Origin of the sequence: Streptomyces sp. NPDC086989 (assembly GCF_044745505.1) — a bacterium.
In the GTDB taxonomy this organism is placed as follows: Bacteria; Actinomycetota; Actinomycetes; order Streptomycetales; family Streptomycetaceae; genus Streptomyces.
This window is the reverse complement of sequence record NZ_JBIVAL010000002.1, coordinates 418437-438087: the sequence shown is the minus strand read 5'-3', so window position 1 is coordinate 438087 and position 19651 is coordinate 418437. Positions and strand designations below refer to the sequence as shown.

Annotated in this window: 16 protein-coding genes; 5 read left to right on the top strand and 11 right to left on the bottom strand. The window is 72.9% G+C overall.

Going from position 1 to position 19651, the window contains the following annotated elements; genetic code table 11:
* Window positions 1–36: 36 nt before the first annotated feature.
* From ACIPK4_RS05710 to ACIPK4_RS05700, 3 genes are all read left to right on the top strand, one after another.
* On the top strand, window positions 37–2169 hold the full coding sequence (locus ACIPK4_RS05710) for a penicillin acylase family protein (protein ID WP_402309496.1): 2133 nt from the start codon (window positions 37–39) through the stop codon (window positions 2167–2169).
* Window positions 2166–2765, top strand: coding sequence for a GNAT family N-acetyltransferase (locus ACIPK4_RS05705; RefSeq protein ID WP_402309495.1), 600 nt, complete (start codon window positions 2166–2168; stop codon window positions 2763–2765). Before ACIPK4_RS05710 ends, ACIPK4_RS05705 begins: the two co-directional genes overlap by 4 nt.
* A 73-nt stretch (window positions 2766–2838) precedes the next feature.
* Window positions 2839–4674 carry a protein kinase gene (locus tag ACIPK4_RS05700; RefSeq protein WP_402309493.1) on the top strand — a complete coding sequence of 612 codons (1836 nt, stop codon included), beginning with the start codon at window positions 2839–2841 and terminating at the stop codon, window positions 4672–4674.
* A gap of 129 nt (window positions 4675–4803) precedes the next feature.
* Here the strand turns inward: ACIPK4_RS05700 and gatB are convergent, their stop codons facing one another.
* The 10 genes from gatB to ACIPK4_RS05650 all read right to left on the bottom strand — a co-directional run bounded on the left by gatB (window position 4804) and on the right by ACIPK4_RS05650 (window position 16612).
* The gene (gene gatB / locus ACIPK4_RS05695; RefSeq protein WP_385190014.1) at window positions 4804–6315 is read right to left on the bottom strand and encodes an Asp-tRNA(Asn)/Glu-tRNA(Gln) amidotransferase subunit GatB; all 1512 of its coding nucleotides are present in this window, start codon (window positions 6313–6315) and stop codon (window positions 4804–4806) included.
* A gap of 16 nt (window positions 6316–6331) precedes the next feature.
* Window positions 6332–6511, bottom strand: a complete 180-nt coding sequence (locus ACIPK4_RS05690) for a hypothetical protein (protein ID WP_229345000.1) — start codon at window positions 6509–6511, stop codon at window positions 6332–6334.
* A gap of 62 nt (window positions 6512–6573) precedes the next feature.
* Window positions 6574–8070 carry an Asp-tRNA(Asn)/Glu-tRNA(Gln) amidotransferase subunit GatA gene (gene gatA, locus ACIPK4_RS05685; protein WP_402309490.1) on the bottom strand — a complete coding sequence of 499 codons (1497 nt, stop codon included), beginning with the start codon at window positions 8068–8070 and terminating at the stop codon, window positions 6574–6576.
* A 5-nt stretch (window positions 8071–8075) separates the two neighbouring features.
* Window positions 8076–8372 carry an Asp-tRNA(Asn)/Glu-tRNA(Gln) amidotransferase subunit GatC gene (gene gatC / locus ACIPK4_RS05680; protein ID WP_007266718.1) on the bottom strand — a complete coding sequence of 99 codons (297 nt, stop codon included), beginning with the start codon at window positions 8370–8372 and terminating at the stop codon, window positions 8076–8078.
* Between the two features lie 112 nt (window positions 8373–8484).
* Window positions 8485–10683, bottom strand: coding sequence for a putative bifunctional diguanylate cyclase/phosphodiesterase (locus ACIPK4_RS05675; protein ID WP_402309488.1), 2199 nt, complete (start codon window positions 10681–10683; stop codon window positions 8485–8487).
* A 356-nt stretch (window positions 10684–11039) separates the two neighbouring features.
* Window positions 11040–13253 (bottom strand): NAD-dependent DNA ligase LigA, encoded by a 2214-nt coding sequence (gene ligA, locus ACIPK4_RS05670; RefSeq protein WP_402309486.1) that lies wholly within the window; start codon window positions 13251–13253, stop codon window positions 11040–11042.
* A 31-nt stretch (window positions 13254–13284) separates the two neighbouring features.
* Complete coding sequence (locus ACIPK4_RS05665) at window positions 13285–14268, bottom strand: methionine synthase (RefSeq protein WP_402309484.1); 984 nt, start codon at window positions 14266–14268, stop codon at window positions 13285–13287.
* The gene (locus ACIPK4_RS05660; protein ID WP_402309482.1) at window positions 14265–14954 is read right to left on the bottom strand and encodes an SDR family oxidoreductase; all 690 of its coding nucleotides are present in this window, start codon (window positions 14952–14954) and stop codon (window positions 14265–14267) included. Before ACIPK4_RS05660 ends, ACIPK4_RS05665 begins: the two co-directional genes overlap by 4 nt.
* Window positions 14955–15183: 229 nt before the next feature.
* On the bottom strand, window positions 15184–15528 hold the full coding sequence (locus tag ACIPK4_RS05655; RefSeq protein WP_402309481.1) for a DUF1330 domain-containing protein: 345 nt from the start codon (window positions 15526–15528) through the stop codon (window positions 15184–15186).
* 94 nt (window positions 15529–15622) lie between these two features.
* Window positions 15623–16612, bottom strand: a complete 990-nt coding sequence (locus ACIPK4_RS05650) for a GlxA family transcriptional regulator (protein ID WP_402309480.1) — start codon at window positions 16610–16612, stop codon at window positions 15623–15625.
* Between the two features lie 114 nt (window positions 16613–16726).
* On the opposite strand from ACIPK4_RS05650, the gene ACIPK4_RS05645 reads away from it, so the two are divergent.
* Window positions 16727–17650 (top strand): NADP-dependent oxidoreductase, encoded by a 924-nt coding sequence (locus ACIPK4_RS05645; RefSeq protein WP_402309478.1) that lies wholly within the window; start codon window positions 16727–16729, stop codon window positions 17648–17650.
* A gap of 87 nt (window positions 17651–17737) precedes the next feature.
* Here ACIPK4_RS05645 and mnmA read toward each other — a convergent pair whose 3' ends face one another.
* Window positions 17738–18874, bottom strand: a complete 1137-nt coding sequence (mnmA, locus tag ACIPK4_RS05640) for a tRNA 2-thiouridine(34) synthase MnmA (protein WP_402309477.1) — start codon at window positions 18872–18874, stop codon at window positions 17738–17740.
* Window positions 18875–18943: 69 nt separating this feature from the next.
* On the opposite strand from mnmA, the gene ACIPK4_RS05635 reads away from it, so the two are divergent.
* Entirely contained in the window at window positions 18944–19615 is a 672-nt protein-coding gene (locus tag ACIPK4_RS05635) for an N-acetylmuramoyl-L-alanine amidase (protein ID WP_402309475.1), read from the top strand.
* Window positions 19616–19651: the final 36 nt, after the last annotated feature.

Genomic DNA, 19651 nt, shown 5'->3' with positions numbered 1-19651 from the left:
CTATAGTTAGGGCAACCTAACCTAATGCTCTGGGGGATGAGTGTGAGCCTTGTGACCAACACGGACGCGGCCGACGCGGACGCCTTCGAGCTCTTCCGGGACGACTGGGGCATCCCGCACCTCCGGGCCCCCGACGCCCACCGCCTCGCCTACGCCCAGGGCCGCGTCACCGCCCTGGACCGCGCCTGGCAGCTGGAGGTCGAGCGCCACCGCGCCCAGGGTTCCAGCGCCGCCTTCCTCGGCCCGGACTCCGTCGCCTGGGACCGGTTCGCCCGCCAGTCCCGCCTCGCCGACACCGCCCGCCGCTGCCACGAGGCGCTCGACCCCGACACCGCCGCCTGGGTCGGGGCGTACGTGGACGGCGTCAACGACGGGCTCGCCCGGGGCGCGGCCCGCGACGAGCGGTTCGCGCGCACCGGCCACACCCCGACCGCCTGGGAGCCGTGGGTTCCGCTGGGCATCTGGATCGCCACCCACATCCTCTTCGCCGGGTTCGCCACGAAGCTGTGGCGCGAGCGCGTGGCCCGCGCCCTCGGCGACGAGGCCGTCACCCTCTTCGCCACCGACGGCCCCGGCACCGCCGGCAGCAACGGCTGGCTGGTCCCGGGCGACCGGACCGAGACCGGGTCGGCGATCATCGCGGGTGATCCGCACCGGTTCATCGAGGACCCGGGCGTCTACCAGCAGATCCGGCTCTCCTGCCCCGAGTACGACGTCCTCGGCCTGGCCGTCCCCGGCATTCCGGGCCTCGGCCACTTCGGGCACACCGGCAGCGCCGCCTGGGCGATCACCAACGCCATGGCCGACTACCAGGACCTGTACGTCGAGCAACTGCGCCCGGCCGCGAACGCCCGCCCGGACGAGGGCGGGAAAGAGGGCATGGGCGGGGGCGGGGGCATCGAGGCCCTCGGCCCCGACGGCACCTGGGAACCCGTCCACCGGCACACCGAGACCATCACCGTCGCCGGCGCCGACCCGGTCGAGGTCGAGGTGCTGGAGACCGCCCGCGGCCCGGTGATCACGCACGGCGGCACGGCCGGCCAGACGCTCTCGCTCCGCTACCCGCCGCGCGTCCGCCGCGACCTCGGCTTCGCCGTCCTGCCCGCCCTGCTGCGCGCCCGTACCGTCGCGGACCTCGACCGGGCGCTCGACGGCTGGGCCGAGCCCGTCAACGTCGTCCACGCCGCCGACTCCGAGGGCGGCCTGCTGCACCGAGTGGCCGGCGCGGTCCCGCTGCGCCACCGGGCCAACCGGCTGCGCCCGGTGCCCGCCTGGGACCCGCAGTACGCCTGGCGGGGCTGGGCCGAGACCCCCGCCGAGCCCGTGCAGGGCTTCGCCGTCATGGCCAACGCGCGCGGCATCGCCTCGCCGCTCGGCGTGGAGTTCGCGCCCCCGCACCGCGCCGACCGCATCCGCGAACTGCTCTCCGGCTCGGCGCACTGGTCCCCGAAGGCGATGGCCGACGTACACCGGGACACCCGCCTGGCCTCGGCCGCGCCCCTGCTGGCCCTGCTGCCCGGGCTCGACGGCCTGTCCCCGGCCGCGCTGGCGCTGCGCACCCGACTGCTCGCCTGGGACCGGCACATGGCCGCCGAGAGCACCGACGCCACCGTCTTCTCGGCGTTCCGGGCCCGCGTCGTGCGCCGCCTCGCCGCCGATCCCGCCCTCGCCGGGCTGGCGGGGGCGCCGACCGGCCCCGAGGTGTTCCACCCCTGGCTGTACCTGGTCCCCCGCGTCGGCTACGCCCTGGAGGGCCTGCTGACCACCGCCCTGCTGCCGGCCCTCGACCGGGCGGCCCACGTACGCGCCGCCCTGGAGGAGACCGCCGCCGCGGACACCCCCGACACGCCGTGGTCCGAAGTGCACCGCCTCGCGCCCTGGTCGGCGCTGCCCGACCCGGACGCACAGTGGCCCGGCCTCGGCGGCGACCACGACTGCGTGAACGCCACCTCCACGGTGCCCGGTTTCACCGATCTCACCGCCCGCGCTTCGGCGGCCCGCTACGTGTGGGACCTGGCCCGCCGCGAGGACAGCCTCTGGGCGGTCCCGCTCGGCGCGGACGGCGTGACCGGATCACCCCACCACCTCGACCAGCTCCCGTTCTGGGCGCAGTGCGAGCTCGTCCCGGTCGTCACCGACTGGGCCCTTCTCACCAAGGAATCCGTATGACCAGCAGCAGCGCCTCCACCCGGCAGCCCGTCTACGCCCAGCGCGTCGAGGGCCTCGGCACGATCACCCTCACCCCCGTCGACCCGGCCGCCGACGCCGCGCTGATCCACTCCTGGGTCACCGAGGAGCGGGCCCGTTTCTGGGGCATGGGCGAGGCCAGCCGCGAGCTCGTCCAGGAGATCTACGAGGACGTCGACCGCCGCACCACGCACCACGCGTTCCTGGCGCGCCGCGACGGCGAGCCGGTCGCGCTGTTCCAGACGTACGACTGCACCGAGGACCGCGTCGGCGAGTGCTACGAGGTGCAGCCCGGGGACACCGGTGTGCACCTGCTGATCGGCCCGGCGCGCGGTGCGGCCGAGAGCGGCTTCAGCTCGGGCCTGGTCGGGGCGTTCCTCTCGTACGTCCTCTCGGGGGGGACCACGCGCCGGGTGGTGGCGGAGCCCGACGCGCGCAACGAGAAGGCCATCGCCCGCCTGGTGCGCAGCGGGTTCGAGCTCGGCCCGGAGGTCGAGCTTCCGGAGATCGACCTGCCCGAGGTCCACCTGCCGGCGAAGAGGGCCCGCCTCGCCTTCTTCCGCCCCGGGGCAAACTGACCGTTCCGATTGACCGTGTGATTCCGGCCACGCCAGACTGATGCCCACTCAAAGCATCGGCGCTGGGGGGAAATTGACCAGCCAGAATCTGCACATCGGCCCAGACGCGGCAGCCGACCGGTACCGGCTGCTCCGGTCGATCGGGCGCGGCGGGGAGGCCGTTCTCTACCTCGCGGAGATCGAGCTCGCGGGTGGCGGCGAACCGGTGGTCGTCAAGGTGCTCGACTCCAAGACGACCATGACGCCCGATGAGTTCGACCGGATCAGCCGCAAGTGGAACGAGCAGGCCGAGCTCCTGCGCTTCGTGCACCGCCCGGGCGTCGTCGGCGTCCGGGAGCACTTCGAGGGACCGCCGATCCACCGGTCGGGGGAGTCCGGGACGCTGACCGGTCGGGCCCTCGTCCTCGTGATGAACCACGTCGACGGGCTCGACCTGCGCGACTGGCGGGCCGAACGGAACCTCGCCACCGCCGCCGAGCGGCGCGAGGTGATGCGCACGCTGGAGCAGCTGGCCGACGTCCTGGACTGGCTGCACTCCGGGAAGGCCACCCCGTCCGGGCGCCAGGTCATCCACGGTGACCTGTCACCGGGCAATGTGATGGTGGACGGCCATGGGCAGGCGACCCTGGTGGACTTCGGGCTCAGCAAGCTGACCGCCGACCACCAGACGGCGGAGGTGTGGTTCACCCCGGGGTACGCGGCGCCCGAGGTCTTCGACGGCAAGCGCACCCCGGCGGCGGACCGCTACGCCTTCGGGGCCATCGCGTACTTCCTGCTGAGCGGCGAATCGCCGCCCAACTCCCCGGAGCAGCTGGCCCGGGCGATGGCGGCGCTGCCGCAGATCGCGGTACTGGACGCCGAGCGGCGCGAGCGGATCACCGCCGTCTACGCGGGTGATCCGTCGCAGCGGCCCGTGAGCCTGGCCGGCTGGATGAAGGACGTACGGCACGCGGTCGTGTCCACGACCTCCTCCACCTCGCAGCGGGCGGTGCAGGACGCGGTCCCGGCGCCGGTCCCGGTCAGACCCGTGGTGCCTCCGCAGCCCGCGAGCCCGCCACCGGCGGCGCAGGTCCACACGCCGGTGCAGACGCCCCCGTACTCCCCTCCCCCGCCGGCCCCGGACAGCAGGCCGCTGCCGCAGCCACAACCCCAGCCGCAGACCCTGCCGGAGCACGTGCCCGCCGGGTACGGGCCGACGTACCCGCTGCACGAGTCCCCGCCGCCGGGGCCCGCCGCACCGAGGAGGCGCCGGGCCGCGATCGTCCTGGGCTCGGTGGCCACCGTCCTGGTCATCGCGGCGCTCGCGGTACTCGGCGTACGGCTGCTGGCCAAGGACAAGGGCGACGACCGGGCCTCGGGCGGCAAGGGCGGCAGCTCCGCCTCCGACGCGGTCACACCGGACGAGGAGTCCCCGACGCCCACCCCCTCACCGAGCGCGAGCGCGATCGGCAGCGACGACTCCGGTGCGACGCCCGACCCCACCGCGAGCGGCACCCGCCCGGGCGGCATCGCGGCCGACATCAAGGCCGCCGACCTGACCCAGCTGACACCCATCGCGGGCCTGGGCAACTTCAGCGTGGGAGCCGCGAAGATCAACACCAAGCAGTACGGGGCGGCCTTCATCGCCAACCCCGACTGCAACGACGAGGCGATCACCGAGTTCGACCTCAACCGGGAGTGGAAGTACCTGGAGTTCACCGCCGGCATCGACGACGGCTCCACGCACGAGAAGGGCCGGGTCAGCATCTCGCTCGACGGGAAGCCCGCGGCCTTCTCGGAGCTCGTCGAGCTCGGCAAGCCGGCCACGAAGTCGGTGGACGTGACCGGCGCCCTGCGGCTGCGCGTCAAGGTGGACATGGGCTGCGACAACGGCACCGTCGTCATCGCCGCCCCGCAGCTCACCCGCTGAGCCGCACCGGACCGGGACGGCCCGCACGGGACGGACTTACGGCCCCCCGGGACGGCACGGGACGCACGGGACGCACGGCGGCCCCGCACCGGACACCGGTGCGGGGCCGCCGCCGTACGCGGGGTGCTGCTACTCGGAGACGCCCAGGCGCTCCAGGATGAGCTCCTTGACGCGGGCCGCGTCGGCCTGGCCGCGGGTGGTCTTCATGACCGCGCCGACCAGTGCGCCGACGGCCGCGATCTTGCCGCCGCGGATCTTGTCGGCGATGGCCGCGTTGCCCGCGATGGCCTCGTCGACGGCCGCGCCGAGCGCGCCCTCGTCCGAGACGACCTTCAGGCCGCGCTTCTCGACGACCTCGTCCGGGGTGCCCTCGCCGCCGAGGACGCCTTCCAGCACCTGGCGGGCCAGCTTGTCGTTCAGCTCGCCGGCCGCGACCAGGGCCGCGACGCGCGCGACCTGTGCCGGGGTGATCGGCAGCTCGTCGACGACGACGCCCTGCTCGTTGGCGTTGCGGGCCAGCTCGCCCATCCACCACTTGCGCGCGGCGGTCGAGTCGGCGCCCTCCTCGATGGTGGCGACGATGGAGTCCACCGCGCCCGCGTTGAGGATCGACTGCATGTCGTGCTCGCTGACGCCCCACTCCTCACGGAGCCGGTTGCGGCGCACGCGCGGCATCTCGGGCAGGCCCGCGCGCAGTTCCTCGACCCAGTCGCGGGCCGGGGCGACGGGGACCAGGTCGGGCTCCGGGAAGTACCGGTAGTCCTCGGCGTTGTCCTTGATGCGGCCGGCGGTGGTGGAGCCGTCCTCCTCGTGGAAGTGCCGGGTCTCCTGCACGATCGAGCCGCCGGACGACAGCACCGCCGCGTGGCGCTGGATCTCGAAGCGGGCGGCGCGCTCGACGGAGCGCAGCGAGTTGACGTTCTTCGTCTCGCTGCGGGTGCCGAACTCGGACTCGGGGGTCGGGCGCAGCGACAGGTTCACGTCGCAGCGCATCTGGCCCTTGTCCATGCGGGCCTCGGAGACGCCGAGCGCCTTGATGACCTCGCGCAGCTCGGCGACGTACGCCTTGGCGACCTCGGGGGCCCGCACGCCCGCGCCCTCGATCGGCTTGGTGACGATCTCGATGAGCGGGATGCCGGCGCGGTTGTAGTCCAGCAGGGAGTGGGACGCGCCGTGGATACGGCCGGTGGCGCCGCCGACGTGCAGCGACTTGCCGGTGTCCTCCTCCATGTGGGCGCGCTCGATCTCCACGCGGAAGATCTCCCCGTCCTCCAGCTGGACGTCGAGGTAGCCGTTGAAGGCGATCGGCTCGTCGTACTGGGAGGTCTGGAAGTTCTTCGGCATGTCCGGATAGAAGTAGTTCTTCCGGGCGAAGCGGCACCACTCGGCGATCTCGCAGTTCAGCGCGAGACCGATCTTGATGGCCGACTCGACGCCGATCGCGTTGACGACGGGCAGCGAGCCGGGCAGACCGAGGCAGGTGGGGCAGGTCTGCGAGTTGGGCTCGGCGCCCAGCTCGGTCGAGCAGCCGCAGAACATCTTGGTCCTGGTGCCGAGCTCGACGTGGACCTCAAGGCCCATGACGGGGTCGAACGAGGCGAGAGCGTCCTCGTACGACAGCAGTTCGGTGAAGGTGGTCACGGTGAAACTTTCCCTCTCAGCCCAGCAGGACGTCGTCGTCGCCCAGGCGCTTCAGCTCGCGGTACAGGATCGCGAGGCCGGTGACGATGGCGGCGGCGGACACGACGGCGTCGACGAGCTTCAGCGTGTCGTGCTCGGTGCGGGCCTTCTTGACCTGCTTGATCACGCCGAGGGCACCGAAGGCGGTGGTGCCCATCGACAGGTACGTGCCGGTCTTGGACTTCTTGAAGCCCTTGGCCTTGCTCAGTGCACTGGTGCTCACAGGGACGGTGCCTCCTCAAGCAGCGGGTGACCCCAGCGCGCGACGAAGGCGGCCTCGACGGCGGCACCGACCTTGTACAGGCGGTCGTCCTTCATGGCGGGGGCGATGATCTGCAGGCCGACCGGGAGGCCGTCCTCCGGGGCCAGGCCGCAGGGCAGCGACATGGCGGCGTTGCCGGCCAGGTTGGTCGGGATGGTGCACAGGTCCGCGAGGTACATCGCGAGCGGGTCGTCGGTGCGCTCACCGATCGCGAAGGCGGTGGTGGGCGTGGTCGGGGAGACGATCACGTCGACCTGCTCGAAGGACTTCTCGAAGTCCTTGGTGATGAGCGTGCGGACCTTCTGGGCGGAACCGTAGTACGCGTCGTAGTAGCCGGAGCTCAGCGCGTATGTGCCCAGGATGATGCGGCGCTTGACCTCGTCGCCGAAGCCGGCTTCGCGGGTGAGCGCGGTGACGTCCTCGGCGGACCTGGTGCCGTCGTCGCCGACGCGCAGGCCGTAGCGCATGGCGTCGAAGCGGGCCAGGTTCGAGGAGCACTCGGACGGCGCGATCAGGTAGTACGCGGCCATCGCGAGGTCGAAGGAGGGGCAGTCCAGCTCGACGATCTCCGCGCCCAGCTCCTTGAGGAGCTCGACGGACTCGTTGAAGCGCTGGACGACGCCGGCCTGGTAGCCCTCGCCCGCGAACTGCTTGACGACACCGATGCGCATGCCGGCGACGGAGCCGTTGCGGGCCGCCTCGACGACCGGCGGGACCGGGGCGTCGACGGAGGTGGAGTCCATCGGGTCGTGGCCGGCGATGACCTCGTGGAGGAGCGCCGCGTCCAGGACCGTACGGGCGCACGGGCCGCCCTGGTCGAGGGAGGAGGAGAAGGCGACCATGCCGTAGCGGGAGACTCCGCCGTACGTGGGCTTCACGCCGACCGTGCCGGTGACGGCGGCGGGCTGGCGGATGGATCCGCCGGTGTCCGTGCCGATGGCGAGCGGTGCCTGGAAGGCGGCCAGCGCGGCCGCGGAGCCGCCGCCGGAGCCGCCGGGGATGCGGGTGAGGTCCCAGGGGTTGCCGGTGGGCCCGTACGCGCTGTTCTCGGTGGAGGACCCCATGGCGAACTCGTCCATGTTGGTCTTGCCGAGGATGACGACGTCGGCTTCCTTCAGCCTGCGCGTCAGGGTGGCGTCGTAGGGCGGGATCCAGCCTTCGAGGATCTTCGAACCGACGGTGGTCGGGACCCCGACGGTGGTGAAGATGTCCTTGAGGGCGAGCGGGACGCCGGCCAGCGGGCCCAGCTTCTCGCCGCGCTCGCGCTTGGCGTCGACCGCGCGCGCCTGAGCGAGGGCACCCTCGCGGTCGACGTGCAGGAAGGCGTGGACCTTCTCGTCGGTCGCGTCGATGCGGGCCAGGTGGGCCTCGGTGACCTCGACGGCCGTGAGCTCGCCGGAGGCGATCTTCTCGGCGGTCTGCGCGGCCGTGAGCTTGATGATCTGGTCAGTCATGGTTGTTAGTCCTCCCCCAGGATCTGCGGCACCTTGAAACGCTGCTGCTCCTGGGCGGGAGCGCCGGAAAGCGCCTGCTCGGGGGTGAGCGACGGTCGGACCTCGTCCGCGCGCATGACGTTCGTCAGCGGCAGCGGGTGGGAGGTCGGCGGGACGTCTTGGTCGGCGACCTCGGAAACGCGGGCGACCGCGCCGATGATGTCGTCGAGCTGTCCGGCGAAGTGGTCGAGCTCTTCGCTCTTCAGTTCCAGACGTGCCAGCCGAGCGAGGTGGGCGACCTCCTCGCGCGTGATGCCAGGCATGCAGCGATCCTCTGGGGGTGGTGAGTGTGTAGTTTCGTGCCCAATCCTATGGGGCCGGGCCCCGGACCCACGAAACCGTTTCCCCCCGGGGGTCCCCCGGACCCGGCGCCGGCTACTGGGCCGGGGTTTCCGCCGGGGCCGGGGAGGCCGCCAGTTCCGCCGTGATGTCCGCCGGGCGGCGCCAGCCGCGTTCGCCGCGGGCCAGGAGCCAGGCCGTGGCCTCCTGCGGGGGCATGGCGGCCGCGACGAGCCAGCCCTGGACGGCGTCGCAGCCCAGGTCGCGCAGGCGCTCCCAGGTCTCGTCGTCCTCCACGCCCTCGGCGACGACGAGCAGCCCCAGCGAGTGCGCCAGGTCGACGGTGCAGCGGACGATCTCCGCGTCCTGTGCGTCCACGGCGAGCCGCGCCACGAACGAGCGGTCGATCTTCAGCTCGCTGACCGGCAGCCGCCTCAGGTGGACCAGGGAGGAGTAGCCCGTGCCGAAGTCGTCGAGCGACATCTTCACGCCGTGGCCGGTCAGGCCCGCCATGGTGTCGGCGGCCCGCTGCGGGTCCTCCAGCAGGACGTGTTCCGTTATCTCCAGCTGGAGGCCGCTGGCGGGGACGCCGTGCCGGGCCAGCCGGGCCGCGACGGCGCCCGCGAAGCCGGGCGTGTGGACGTCGCGCGGCGAGACGTTCACGGCCACCGGGACCTTCAGGCCCTGTGCCCGCCAGCGCGCCACCTGGGCGAGGGCCGTCTCCAGCACGTACTCGGTGAGGTGGGGCATCAGCCCCGAGGTCTCGGCGATCGCGATGAACTCGTCCGGTGACACCCGGCCGCGCTCCGGATGGACCCAGCGCACCAGGGCTTCGAGCCCGGCGACCTGGCCGTCGAAGCGGACCTTGGGCTGGTAGTGGAGTTCCACTTCGCCGGCGTCGAGGGCGCGGCGCAGGTCTCCCAGGAGGCCGAGGCGGTCGGGCGTGTTGCTGTCGCGCTTGGACTCGTACACCTCCACGCCGGTGCGGTCCCGCTTCGCCTGGTACATCGCGACGTCGGCGCGGCGCAGCAGCCCCTCCGCGTCCAGTGCGTGGTCGGGGAAGACGGCGAGGCCCGCGCTGGCCTCCAGGACGAGGGTGAGGCCGTCCAGGTCCAGGGGCGAGCTCAGCTCGGCCACGAGGTGGCGGGCGACCCGCTGGGCGCTGGTGGTGGAGTCGGCGACGGGCAGCAGTACGGCGAACTCGTCGCCGCCGAGGCGCGCGGCCTCGGCGTCCTCGGGCAGGGCCTGGCGCAGCCGGTCGGCGATCTGGAGCAGCAGCCGGTCGCCTGCGAGGTGGCCGAGCGTGTCGTTGACGGCGCGGAAGCGGTCCAGGTCGATCAGCACAAGAGCTGACCGGGTGCCCAAACGTTCAGCCTCGTCCAGGGCGGACCACGCCCGCTCCAGCAGCCACTGCCGGTTCGGCAGGCCCGTCAGCGGGTCGCGCAGCTGCTCCTCGGCACGCGCCCGGGCGATCCACAGGGTGGAGTCCAGTGCGATCAGCGGTACGGCGAACAGCGGCAGCAGCACCGGCTGCGTCACGGCGACGACACAGATCAGCGGGGCGATGCCGAGCAGGGCTACGGCCACTAAGGCCTGTCGGAGCAGGGCCGTGCGGGCGACGGTGGGCAGTGCCCCGCCGCGCGGGGTCAGCGCGAGCCACAGCAGCACCTTGGTGACCAGCAGGTAGGCGAGGGCCACCAGGGCGATCTCGGGCGCCGCCTCCAGCCCCCAGGTGGTGGGCCGCCACGGGCTCTCCACCGTCGGCGCCTCGCCGAACGCGGAGAGGACGAGGGCGCCCGCACCGATGCCGAGGATGTCGGTGGCGCCGTGCAGCAGCCCCTGCCGCCAGCGGTGCCGGCGCGCGGCCCCGACCAGGGTGACCACCGCGAGCGAGACCAGTCCGGCGGGCACCCACCCGTAGAGGACGAGCACGCCGAGGGTGAGGGCGGCGCCCGATCCGGTGCCGCCCCACCAGCGGTCGCGGCCCAGTGCGACGAGGTGGCCGACGATGATGCCGGTCAGCAGGGCGAGCGCCCAGCCGACCGGGCCTGCGGGGAACAGGGCGTGACGGCCACTCAGCGCGGAGACGATGCCGGCCGCGAGGAGCACGGCGGCCAGGCCCACGACGACGACGGGCAGCACGGTGCGCTGCGCCGCCCGTCCCGATCCCGTGCCGCCGTCGAGCGGGCGGGTGTCAGGCGTCCTGGGTCCCCGGACGCCGAACCGGCCCGTCCGCATGGACGGGATCTCCCCGCCGACATCAGGTGACGGGTCGGCGCTTTCGGTGGGTTTCATGCCCGTCCCTCTCACAGCCGGCAATGCCGATGCCACGCGATGGCCCCGATGTCATGCCATCACGGCCGGAAGCGCATCACGCAGCCGTGCACGACAGGTGCCCCCCTCAACAGTAGGACGCGAGAGGCTCCCAGGGGCAGCGGTCGGCGGCGGTTGCCCGAATGCGACCCGGCCATCCTCATCAGTACGGTATCCGCCGAACGGGTGAGTTGGGACCAGGACCCCCGGGTCGCCCGTCCGATGATCCGACAGGTCTGCGCCCTGCGAACAGCCCTGTACCGGCCTTTTACCCCCGGGTGTTGCGCCCGGCGTGCGCCCGCCCGTACGGCCGCGCACCGCGCATCCGTTCGCCTTCGCTACTCCGCCGCGCCGCCGTCGTCCAGCGGGAGCGCCGCCGCGCGCGCCGCGTCGGGGCCCTGTTCGAGGAGGACCGCGAAACCCGCGTCGTCGAGGATGGCCAGTTTCAGCTGCACGGCCTTGTCGTACTTGGAGCCCGGGTTCTCACCGACCACGACGAAGGAGGTCTTCTTCGAGACGGACCCGGTCACCTTGGCCCCGCGGCTCTGCAAGGCCTCCTTCGCACCGTCCCGGGTGTGGCTCTGCAAAGTGCCGGTGACGACGACGGTCAGGCCCTCCAGCGGGCGCGGCCCCTCCTCCTCGCCTGAACCCTCCTCCTCCAGCCGTACCCCGGCCGCCCGCCACTTGCGCAGGATCTCCTGGTGCCAGTCGACGGCGAACCATTCCTTGACCGCCGCCGCGATGATGGGCCCGACGCCCTCGGTGGCGGCGAGCTCCTCCTCGGTGGCCTGCTCGATCCGCTCGACGGAGCGGAACTCGCGGGCCAGTGTCTGCGCCGCGACGGGGCCCACGTGACGGATCGACAGGCCGTTGATGAAGCGGGCCAGCGGGCGGTCCTTGGCGGCCGCGATGTTCTCCAGCATGGCCAGGGCGTTCTTCTTCGGCTCGCCCTTCTGGTTGGCGAAGACCGTGACGATCTTCTCCTTGCCGGTCTTCGGGTCGTGCTTGGGCAGCCCGCTGTCGCCGTCCAGGACGTACGCCTTGATGGGCAGGAGCTGCTCGATGGTGAGGCTGAACAGGTCGCCCTCGTCGAGCATCGGGGGCTCGGCCGGCTCCAGCGGGTTGGTGAGCGCCGCCGCGGCCACCGCGCCGAAGTTCTCGATGTCCAGGCACTGGCGGCCGGCCAGGTAGAACAGCCGCTCGCGCAACTGGGCGGGGCACGTCTGGGCGTTGGGGCAGCGGAGGTCGATGTCGCCCTCCTTCATCGGCCGCAGCGCGGTCCCGCACTCGGGGCACTCGGCCGGCATGACGAACTCCCGCTCCGTGCCGTCGCGCAGGTCCACCACCGGGCCGAGGATCTCCGGGATGACGTCGCCGGCCTTGCGCAGGACGACGGTGTCCCCGATGAGCACGCCCTTGGCCTTGACGACCTCCTGGTTGTGCAGGGTCGCGAACTCGACCTCCGAGCCGGCCACCGTCACCGGCTCCACCTGCGCGTACGGGGTCACGCGACCGGTACGGCCGACGCCGACCTTGATGTCGATCAGCTTGCTGTTGACCTCTTCGGGGGCGTACTTCCAGGCGATCGCCCAGCGCGGGGCACGGGCCGTGGACCCCAGGCGGCCCTGGAGCGGGATCTCGTCGAGCTTGACGACGACGCCGTCGATCTCGTGCTCCACGGAGTGCCGGTTCTCGCCGAAGTGGGCGATGAAATCGCGGACCTCCTCAAGCGTGGACACCGCCTTGTTGTGCCGGGCCGTGGGCAGGCCCCACTCGCTGAGCAGCTCGTACGCGTGGCTCAGCTTGTCGATGTCGAAGCCCTGGCGGGCGCCGATGCCGTGCACCACCATGTGCAGCGGGCGGGTGGCGGTGACCTTCGGGTCCTTCTGGCGCAGCGAACCGGCCGCCGCGTTGCGGGGGTTGGCGAACGGCTTGTCGCCGGCCTCGACGAGCCGGGCGTTGAGCTCCTCGAACTTCTCCATCGGGAAGAAGACCTCGCCGCGGATCTCGACGAGCTCGGGGATCCGGTCGCCCCTGAGGCGGTCCGGGACGTCCGCGATGGTGCGCACGTTGGGGGTGATGTCCTCGCCGGTGCGGCCGTCGCCCCGGGTGGCCGCCCGCGTGAGGCGGCCCTTCTCGTACGTGAGGTTGACGGCGAGGCCGTCCACCTTGAGCTCGCACAGGTAGTGGAAATCGGGGGTGTTGACGTCCCGGGCCACCCGCTCGGCCCAGGCCGCCAACTCCTCGTCGTCGAAGGCGTTGTCGAGGGAGAGCATGCGCTCGCGGTGCTCGACGGACGCGAAGTCCGTCGCGTACGCCCCGGCCACCTTCTGGGTGGGCGAGTCGGGCGTGCGCAGCTCCGGGTACTGGTCCTCCAGCGCCTCCAGCGAGCGCAGCAGCTTGTCGAACTCGGCGTCGCTGACGACCGGCTGGTCGTTCACGTAGTACCGGAAGCGGTGCTCCTCGACCTGCTCGGCCAGCAGCGCGTGCTGCTCGCGCACCGCCGCCGGTGCGGCCGTGCCGTCGCCGGCCTGCTTCTGTTCGGCTGCCATGCCCTTGTCCTCCCGTGGCCCGACTGTTTCGTCACTCAGGGTTGTCGGCGAGCGACTTCGCCGCCCTGGCGCAGTGCGCCTGCGCCGCGCGGGCGTAGGCGGGCGAGGCGCCCGCCAGACCGCACGCCGGGGTGACCACGACGGACTCGGCGAGAGTCCCCGGAGCCAGCCCCAGCCTGCGCCAAAGCTCCCTGACACCCATGACGCTACCGGCAGGGTCCGACAATGGGGTGTCGGTGCCCGGTACCACTCCGGCGAAGAGTTTCACGCCCCCTTCGACGGCCTCGCCGAGGGCGTCGTCCTCGCGCTCGGTGAGCAACGAGAAATCGAACGACACGCCGGTGGCGCCGGCCCGCCGCAGCAGCCCGAAGGGCACCCCGGGCGCGCAGGAGTGGACGACGACCTCCCCGTCGTGCACGGCGAACAGCTCGCGCAGGGTGGCCTCGACGACCTGCCGGTCCACGGCCCGGTACGTCCGGTACTTGCTTGCGGACCGTACGCGGCCGAGCAGCACGGCGGTCAGGGACGGCTCGTCGAACTGGAGCACGATCTCGGCGCCGGGGATGCGCCGCCGTACGTCGGCCAGGTGGTCGCGCAGGCCTTCGGCGAGCGATCCGGCCAGGTCGCGGCAGGCACCGGCGTCCTGGAGCACGGCCTCGCCGCCGTGCAGCTCCAGGGCGGTGGCCAGCGTCCACGGACCCACCGCCTGGATCTTGAGCTTCCCCTCGTACCCCTGGGTGAACTCCTCCAGGGCGTCGAGGTCCTCGCCGAGCCAGGACCGGGCGCGCCGCGTGTCACGGCCGGGACGGTCGCTGATCCGCCAGCCGCTGGGCTCGACGTGGGCGTACAGGTCGACGAGCAGCCCGAGGGAACGGCCGATCATGTCCGCGCCGGGTCCGCGGGCGGGCAGTTCGGGGAGGTACGGGAACTCCTCGAAGGACCCGGTGGCGGTCTTGGCGGCCTCGCGGGCGTCGCCGCCGGGCAGGGATCCGACACCGGTGGCCGACGCGCTCATCGGCCCGGCCTCACGGTGAGGTCGTGGACCTCGGCGTCGCGCGGCAGGTCGAGGGCCATCACGATCGTGGTCGCCACGGACTCGGGGTCGATCCAGGCGGAGGGGTCGTACTCCTTGCCCTCCTGCGAGTGGACCTTGGCCTGCATGGCGGTCGCGGTGCGCCCCGGGTAGACGGAGGTGACCCGGATGCCGTTCTGCCTCTCCTCGGCGCGCAGCGAGTCGGCGAAGGCCTTCAGACCGTGCTTGGAGGCGGCGTACGCGCTCCAGTCGGCGTGGGCGGTGAGGCCGGCGCCGGAGTTCACGAAGACCACGGTGGCCTTGGAGGCGCGCAGGGTGGGCAGCAGCAGCCGGGTGACCTCGGCGGGGGCGATCAGGTTCACGTTGAGCTGCTGGTGCCAGGTCTTGGGGCGCAGCTCGCCGACCGGGCCGAGGTCGACGATCCCGGCGATGTGCAGGAGCGAGTCGATCCGCTCCGGGACGGGCTGCTTGGAGAAGGCCCACGACAGCCGGTCGGGGTCGGAGAGGTCGCCGACGAGCGCGCGGGAGCCGGGGTAGCGCTCGACGAGCTGCTTGCCGCGGGCGGCGTCGCGGGCGAGCAGGACGAGGTCGTCGCCGCGGGCGTGGAGGCGCGCGGCGACGGCGGCGCCGATGCCCGCGCCGGCACCGGTGATCAGGTGAGTAGCCATACGCTCCATGCTCGCACCCCCGGCGCGCTGCCCCGGCCCCGGTCAGCGGCCCGGTCAGCCCTCCCGGGCCGCGCGGTGGGCCGCCCCGATCACGACGCCCACGGCTGCCGCCCGCCCGGCGGTGACGGCCGGGCGGCTCCGCATGCCCGACCAGGGCCCCCGGGGCCGCCGCCACGACCGGCCGCCCCGCTGTGGGCGCCCGCGAGGGCGTGGACGGCGGGGTGGCTCATCACAGGCCCGCTTCGGCGCGCAGGGCCGCCGCCGTCTTCGAGGCGTCGTAGCCCGGCGGGACGCCGTCGACCAGGATGAGCTCGCCGGGGATGTGGCGGGTGCGCAGCGGGGCGAGGGCCTGGTAGGCCGGGGAGGCGTACCAGGCGCGGGCGCGCTCGATGTCCGGGAAGCCGAGGACCACGACGGTGCCGGGGAAGGGGCCTTCCATGACCTCGGCCTGCGCTCCGTGGACGAGGAAGCGGCCCTCGAAGGGGTCCATCGTGGACTGGATCTCCTCGATGTAGCGCAGGACGTCCTCGTTCACGGCTCCGGGCCGCAGGTGGGCGATGGCGTATGCGGTCATGGTCGCGGCCTCCAGTGGCGTCAAGTGCCGTACGGGATCGGCTGGTTGCCCCGATCCTCTCAAGCCGCGGCGGCGAAGGCCATGACGTCCGGGGTCATGCGTGGGCCGGCACCGGGGCGCCGGGCCGGAAGGTCCGGCGGTAGGCGATCGGCGAGATGCCGAGGGCGGTCCGCATGTGCTGGCGCAGCGAGTTGGCGGAACCGAAGCCGGACCGGTGCGCGACGAGGTCGACCGGCAGGTCGCTCGACTCCAGCAACTGGCGTGCCACTTCGAGCCGTTGGACGGTGAGCCACTGCACCGGCGTCATGCCGACCTCGTCGCGGAAGCGCCGGGTGAAGGTCCGCAGACTCATCCGGGCGTGGGCGGCCAGCTCGGCCAGGGTGACCGGTTCGGCGAGCCGTTCCAGGGCCCAGGCGCGGGTGGCGGTGGTGGTGGCGACGGTGGGCTCGGGGACGGGCCGGTCGATGTACTGGGCCTGCCCGCCGTCGCGCCAGGGCGGCACGACGCACAGCCGCGCGGCGCGGTTGGCGGCGGCGGTGCCGTGGTCGGCGCGGATCAGGTAGAGGCAGAGGTCGATGCCGGCGGCCACTCCGGCCGAGGTGAGGATGTCGCCGTCGTCGACGAAGAGGACGTCCTCGTCGAGCCTGACGCGCGGGAAGGCGCGCTGGAACTCGGGCGCGTGCTCCCAGTGCGTGGTGGCTGCCCGCCCGTCGAGGAGCCCGGCGGCGGCGAGCACCTCGGAGCCGGTGCAGATCGACACGATGCGGGTGCCGGGGCGGATGCGGGCGAGGGCGTCGACGAGGGCCTGCGGCAGGGGCTCGCCGCGCAGCAGGCCGGGCATGGCGTGGGTGGGCGGGACGATCACGGTGTCGGCCGCGGCGAGCGCCTCCGGACCGGCGGTGACGCCGACGGAGAAACCGGCGTCGCTGTTCACGGGCTGCCCGTCGGCGGTGCAGACGGCGACCTCGTACAGGGCGCTGCCGTCCTCGGCGCGGGCGTTGCCGAAGACGCGTGAGGGCATGCCGAGCTCGAACGGGGCGACGCCTTCGAGGGCGAGTACGGCGATTCGATGCAAAGCGGGCATGGCCAGATCCTGTCACATGGTGGCCGTACGGCCAACACCATGCGGGCCCGAGGGCGGCCAAGCTGAGTGCATCGGCCGGGGAAACCGGTACGGAAAGCAATGAAGGAGACAGTTATGCGCGCCGTCGTCGTCAGCCAGTGGGGCGGACCCGAGGTCCTCACCGAGGTCGAGGCGGACCGGCCCGAGCCCGGTCTGAACGAGATCCTGGTACGGGTCCACGCGGCCGGGGTGAACCCGGTGGACTGGAAGACCCGGGCCAGCGGCGGTCTGATCGGCTGGGGCGAGGTCCCGATGGTCGGCTGGGACGTGTCGGGCACCGTCGAGGCGGTCGGGCCGGGCGTGACGCTGTACCGGGCGGGCGACGAGGTGTACGGGATGCCGCACTTCCCGCGGCAGGCCGGCGGCTACGCCGAGTTCGTGGTCGCCCCCACCCGGCACTTCGCCCGCAAGCCCGCCGCACTGGACCACGTGCAGGCGGCCGCACTGCCGCTGGCGGCGCTGACCGCCTGGCAGGCGCTGGTGGACACGGCCGGGGTCTCGGCCGGGCAGCGCGTGCTGGTCCACGCGGCGGCCGGCGGGGTCGGCCACCTGGCGGTGCAGATCGCCAAGGCGCGCGGCGCGTACGTGATCGGCACCGCGAGCGCGGGCAAGCACGGGCTGCTGCGCGAGCTGGGCGCCGACGAGGTGATCGACTACCGCACCACCGACTTCGAGGACGCCGTCAGCGACGTGGACGTCGTGATCGACGCCATCGGCGGGGACTACGGGCAGCGCTCGCTGAAGGTGCTCAAGCCCGGCGGGCACCTGGTGACCCTGCCCGGCCCGGACGGCCTCCCGGCCGACCCGCAGGGCGTGCACACCTCCTGGGTCCTGGTGGAGCCGGACCTGAAGGGGCTGGAGGAGATCGCCGCCCTCGCCGACCAGGGCCTGCTCAAGCCCCTGATCGACACGGTGCTGCCGCTGGAGCGGGCCGGCGAGGCCCACGAGATCGGCGAGCGCGGCCGGACCACCGGCAAGATCGTCCTGACGGTCGTCTAGGACGCGCCTCGCGCGACACCCCGGGCCCCGGCGGGCCGGGCCCGGGAGAAGTCGCAGGATGTTGCCGCACCCGGGGCGGCGGCGGGGTCAGACCGTCGTGGCCGCGGCCCGGGTGGTGGTCGCGATGGTGGCGGAGCCGACCACGCGGGTTCCGTCGTAGAGCACGATGGCCTGACCCGGGGCCACGCCGCGGACCGGCTCCGCGAAGCGGACGCGCAGCTCGCCGTCCACGAGCTCGGCGAAGACCTCGGTCTCGCCGCCGTGGGCGCGCAGCTGCGCGGTGTACGTTCCGGGGGCGGCGGCCGTGGAACCGCACCAGCGGGGGCGGATCGCGGTCAGTGCGCTGACGTCGAGGGCCTCGGCGGGGCCGACGGTGACGGTGTTGTTCACCGGCGAGATGTCGAGGACGTAGCGCGGCTTGCCGTCGGGGGCGGGGTGGCCGATGCGCAGGCCCTTGCGCTGGCCGATGGTGAAGCCGAAGGCGCCGTCGTGGGTGCCGACCTTCTCGCCGGTCGCCCCGTCGACGATGTCACCCTCGGCCTTGCCGAGGCGGTTCGCGAGGAAGCCCTGGGTGTCGCCGTCGGCGATGAAGCAGATGTCGTGGCTGTCGGGCTTCTTCGCGACGGCCAGGCCGCGCTCCTCGGCCTCGGCGCGGATCTCCTCCTTGGTGGTGAGGGTGTCGCCGAGCGGGAAGAGGGCGTGGGCGAGCTGCTTCTCGTCGAGGACGCCGAGGACGTACGACTGGTCCTTGGCCATGTCGGAGGCGCGGTGCAGCTCGCGGGTGCCGTCCTCGTTCAGGACGACGGTGGCGTAGTGGCCGGTGCAGACGGCGTCGAAGCCGAGGGCGAGGGCCTTGTCCAGCAGGGCCGCGAACTTGATCTTCTCGTTGCAGCGCAGGCAGGGGTTGGGGGTGCGCCCGGCCTCGTACTCGGAGATGAAGTCCTCGACGACGTCCTCACGGAAGCGCTCGGCGAGGTCCCAGACGTAGAACGGGATGCCGATGACGTCGGCGGCGCGGCGGGCGTCGCGGGAGTCCTCGATGGTGCAGCAGCCGCGGGCCCCGGTCCGGAAGGACTGCGGGTTCGCGGACAGGGCGAGGTGGACGCCGGTCACGTCGTGCCCCGCTTCGACCGCGCGGGCGGCGGCGACGGCGGAGTCCACACCGCCGGACATGGCGGCCAGGACGCGGAGGGGGCGGGCGGTGCGCGGCAGGTTCTCAGTCATAGCACCGTCCAGGGTACGGGGGAACCGGCCGGGGTCACAGCGCGTTGTCGGGTACGGGGGGTGGATCACATGGGAAGCAGGGCCGAGGGGGCGCCGAAGGCCGCGCCGCGCAGGACGCGCCGGGCGGTGCTGTTCGGGGGGCTCGGGATCCTCACGGTGGCGGCGATCGCCGGGCAGGACGATCTGCGGCGTGCCTGGTGGCTGCTGCCGGGGGTGGACAAACCGCGGCAGGAGGGCGCGGTGGACCATGCGGGCGTGGGCTGGACGGCGGCCTCGCCGGCGAACTGGCGCAGGGCGGACCGGCCCGACGACTACCGGGTGGACCGGATCGTCGTGCACGTCACACAGGGCAGCTTCGCGTCCTCGGTGGACGCGTTCAAGAACCCGTGGCACCAGGCGTCGGCGCACTACATAGTCGGTCAGGACGGCCGCATCGAGCAGATGGTGCGCGAGCTGGACGTCGCCTTCCACTCGGGCAACCGCTCGATGAACGAGCGCAGCGTGGGCATCGAGCACGAGGGCTTCGTGGACCGGCCGCAGGATTTCACGGACGCGCTGTACGCGGCCTCGGCCCGGCTGGCCGCCGATGTCTGCCGCAGGTACGGGATACCCGTGGACCGGACGCACATACTGGGGCACTCCGAGGTCCCGGGCGCCGACCACACGGACCCGGGCCCCCACTGGGACTGGAACCGCTACCTGGGCCTGGTCCGCGCGGAGCTGGCGGCGACGCCCCGCTGATGCGGGGGCGGGGCTAGCTGAGGCCTGCCGTGCGGG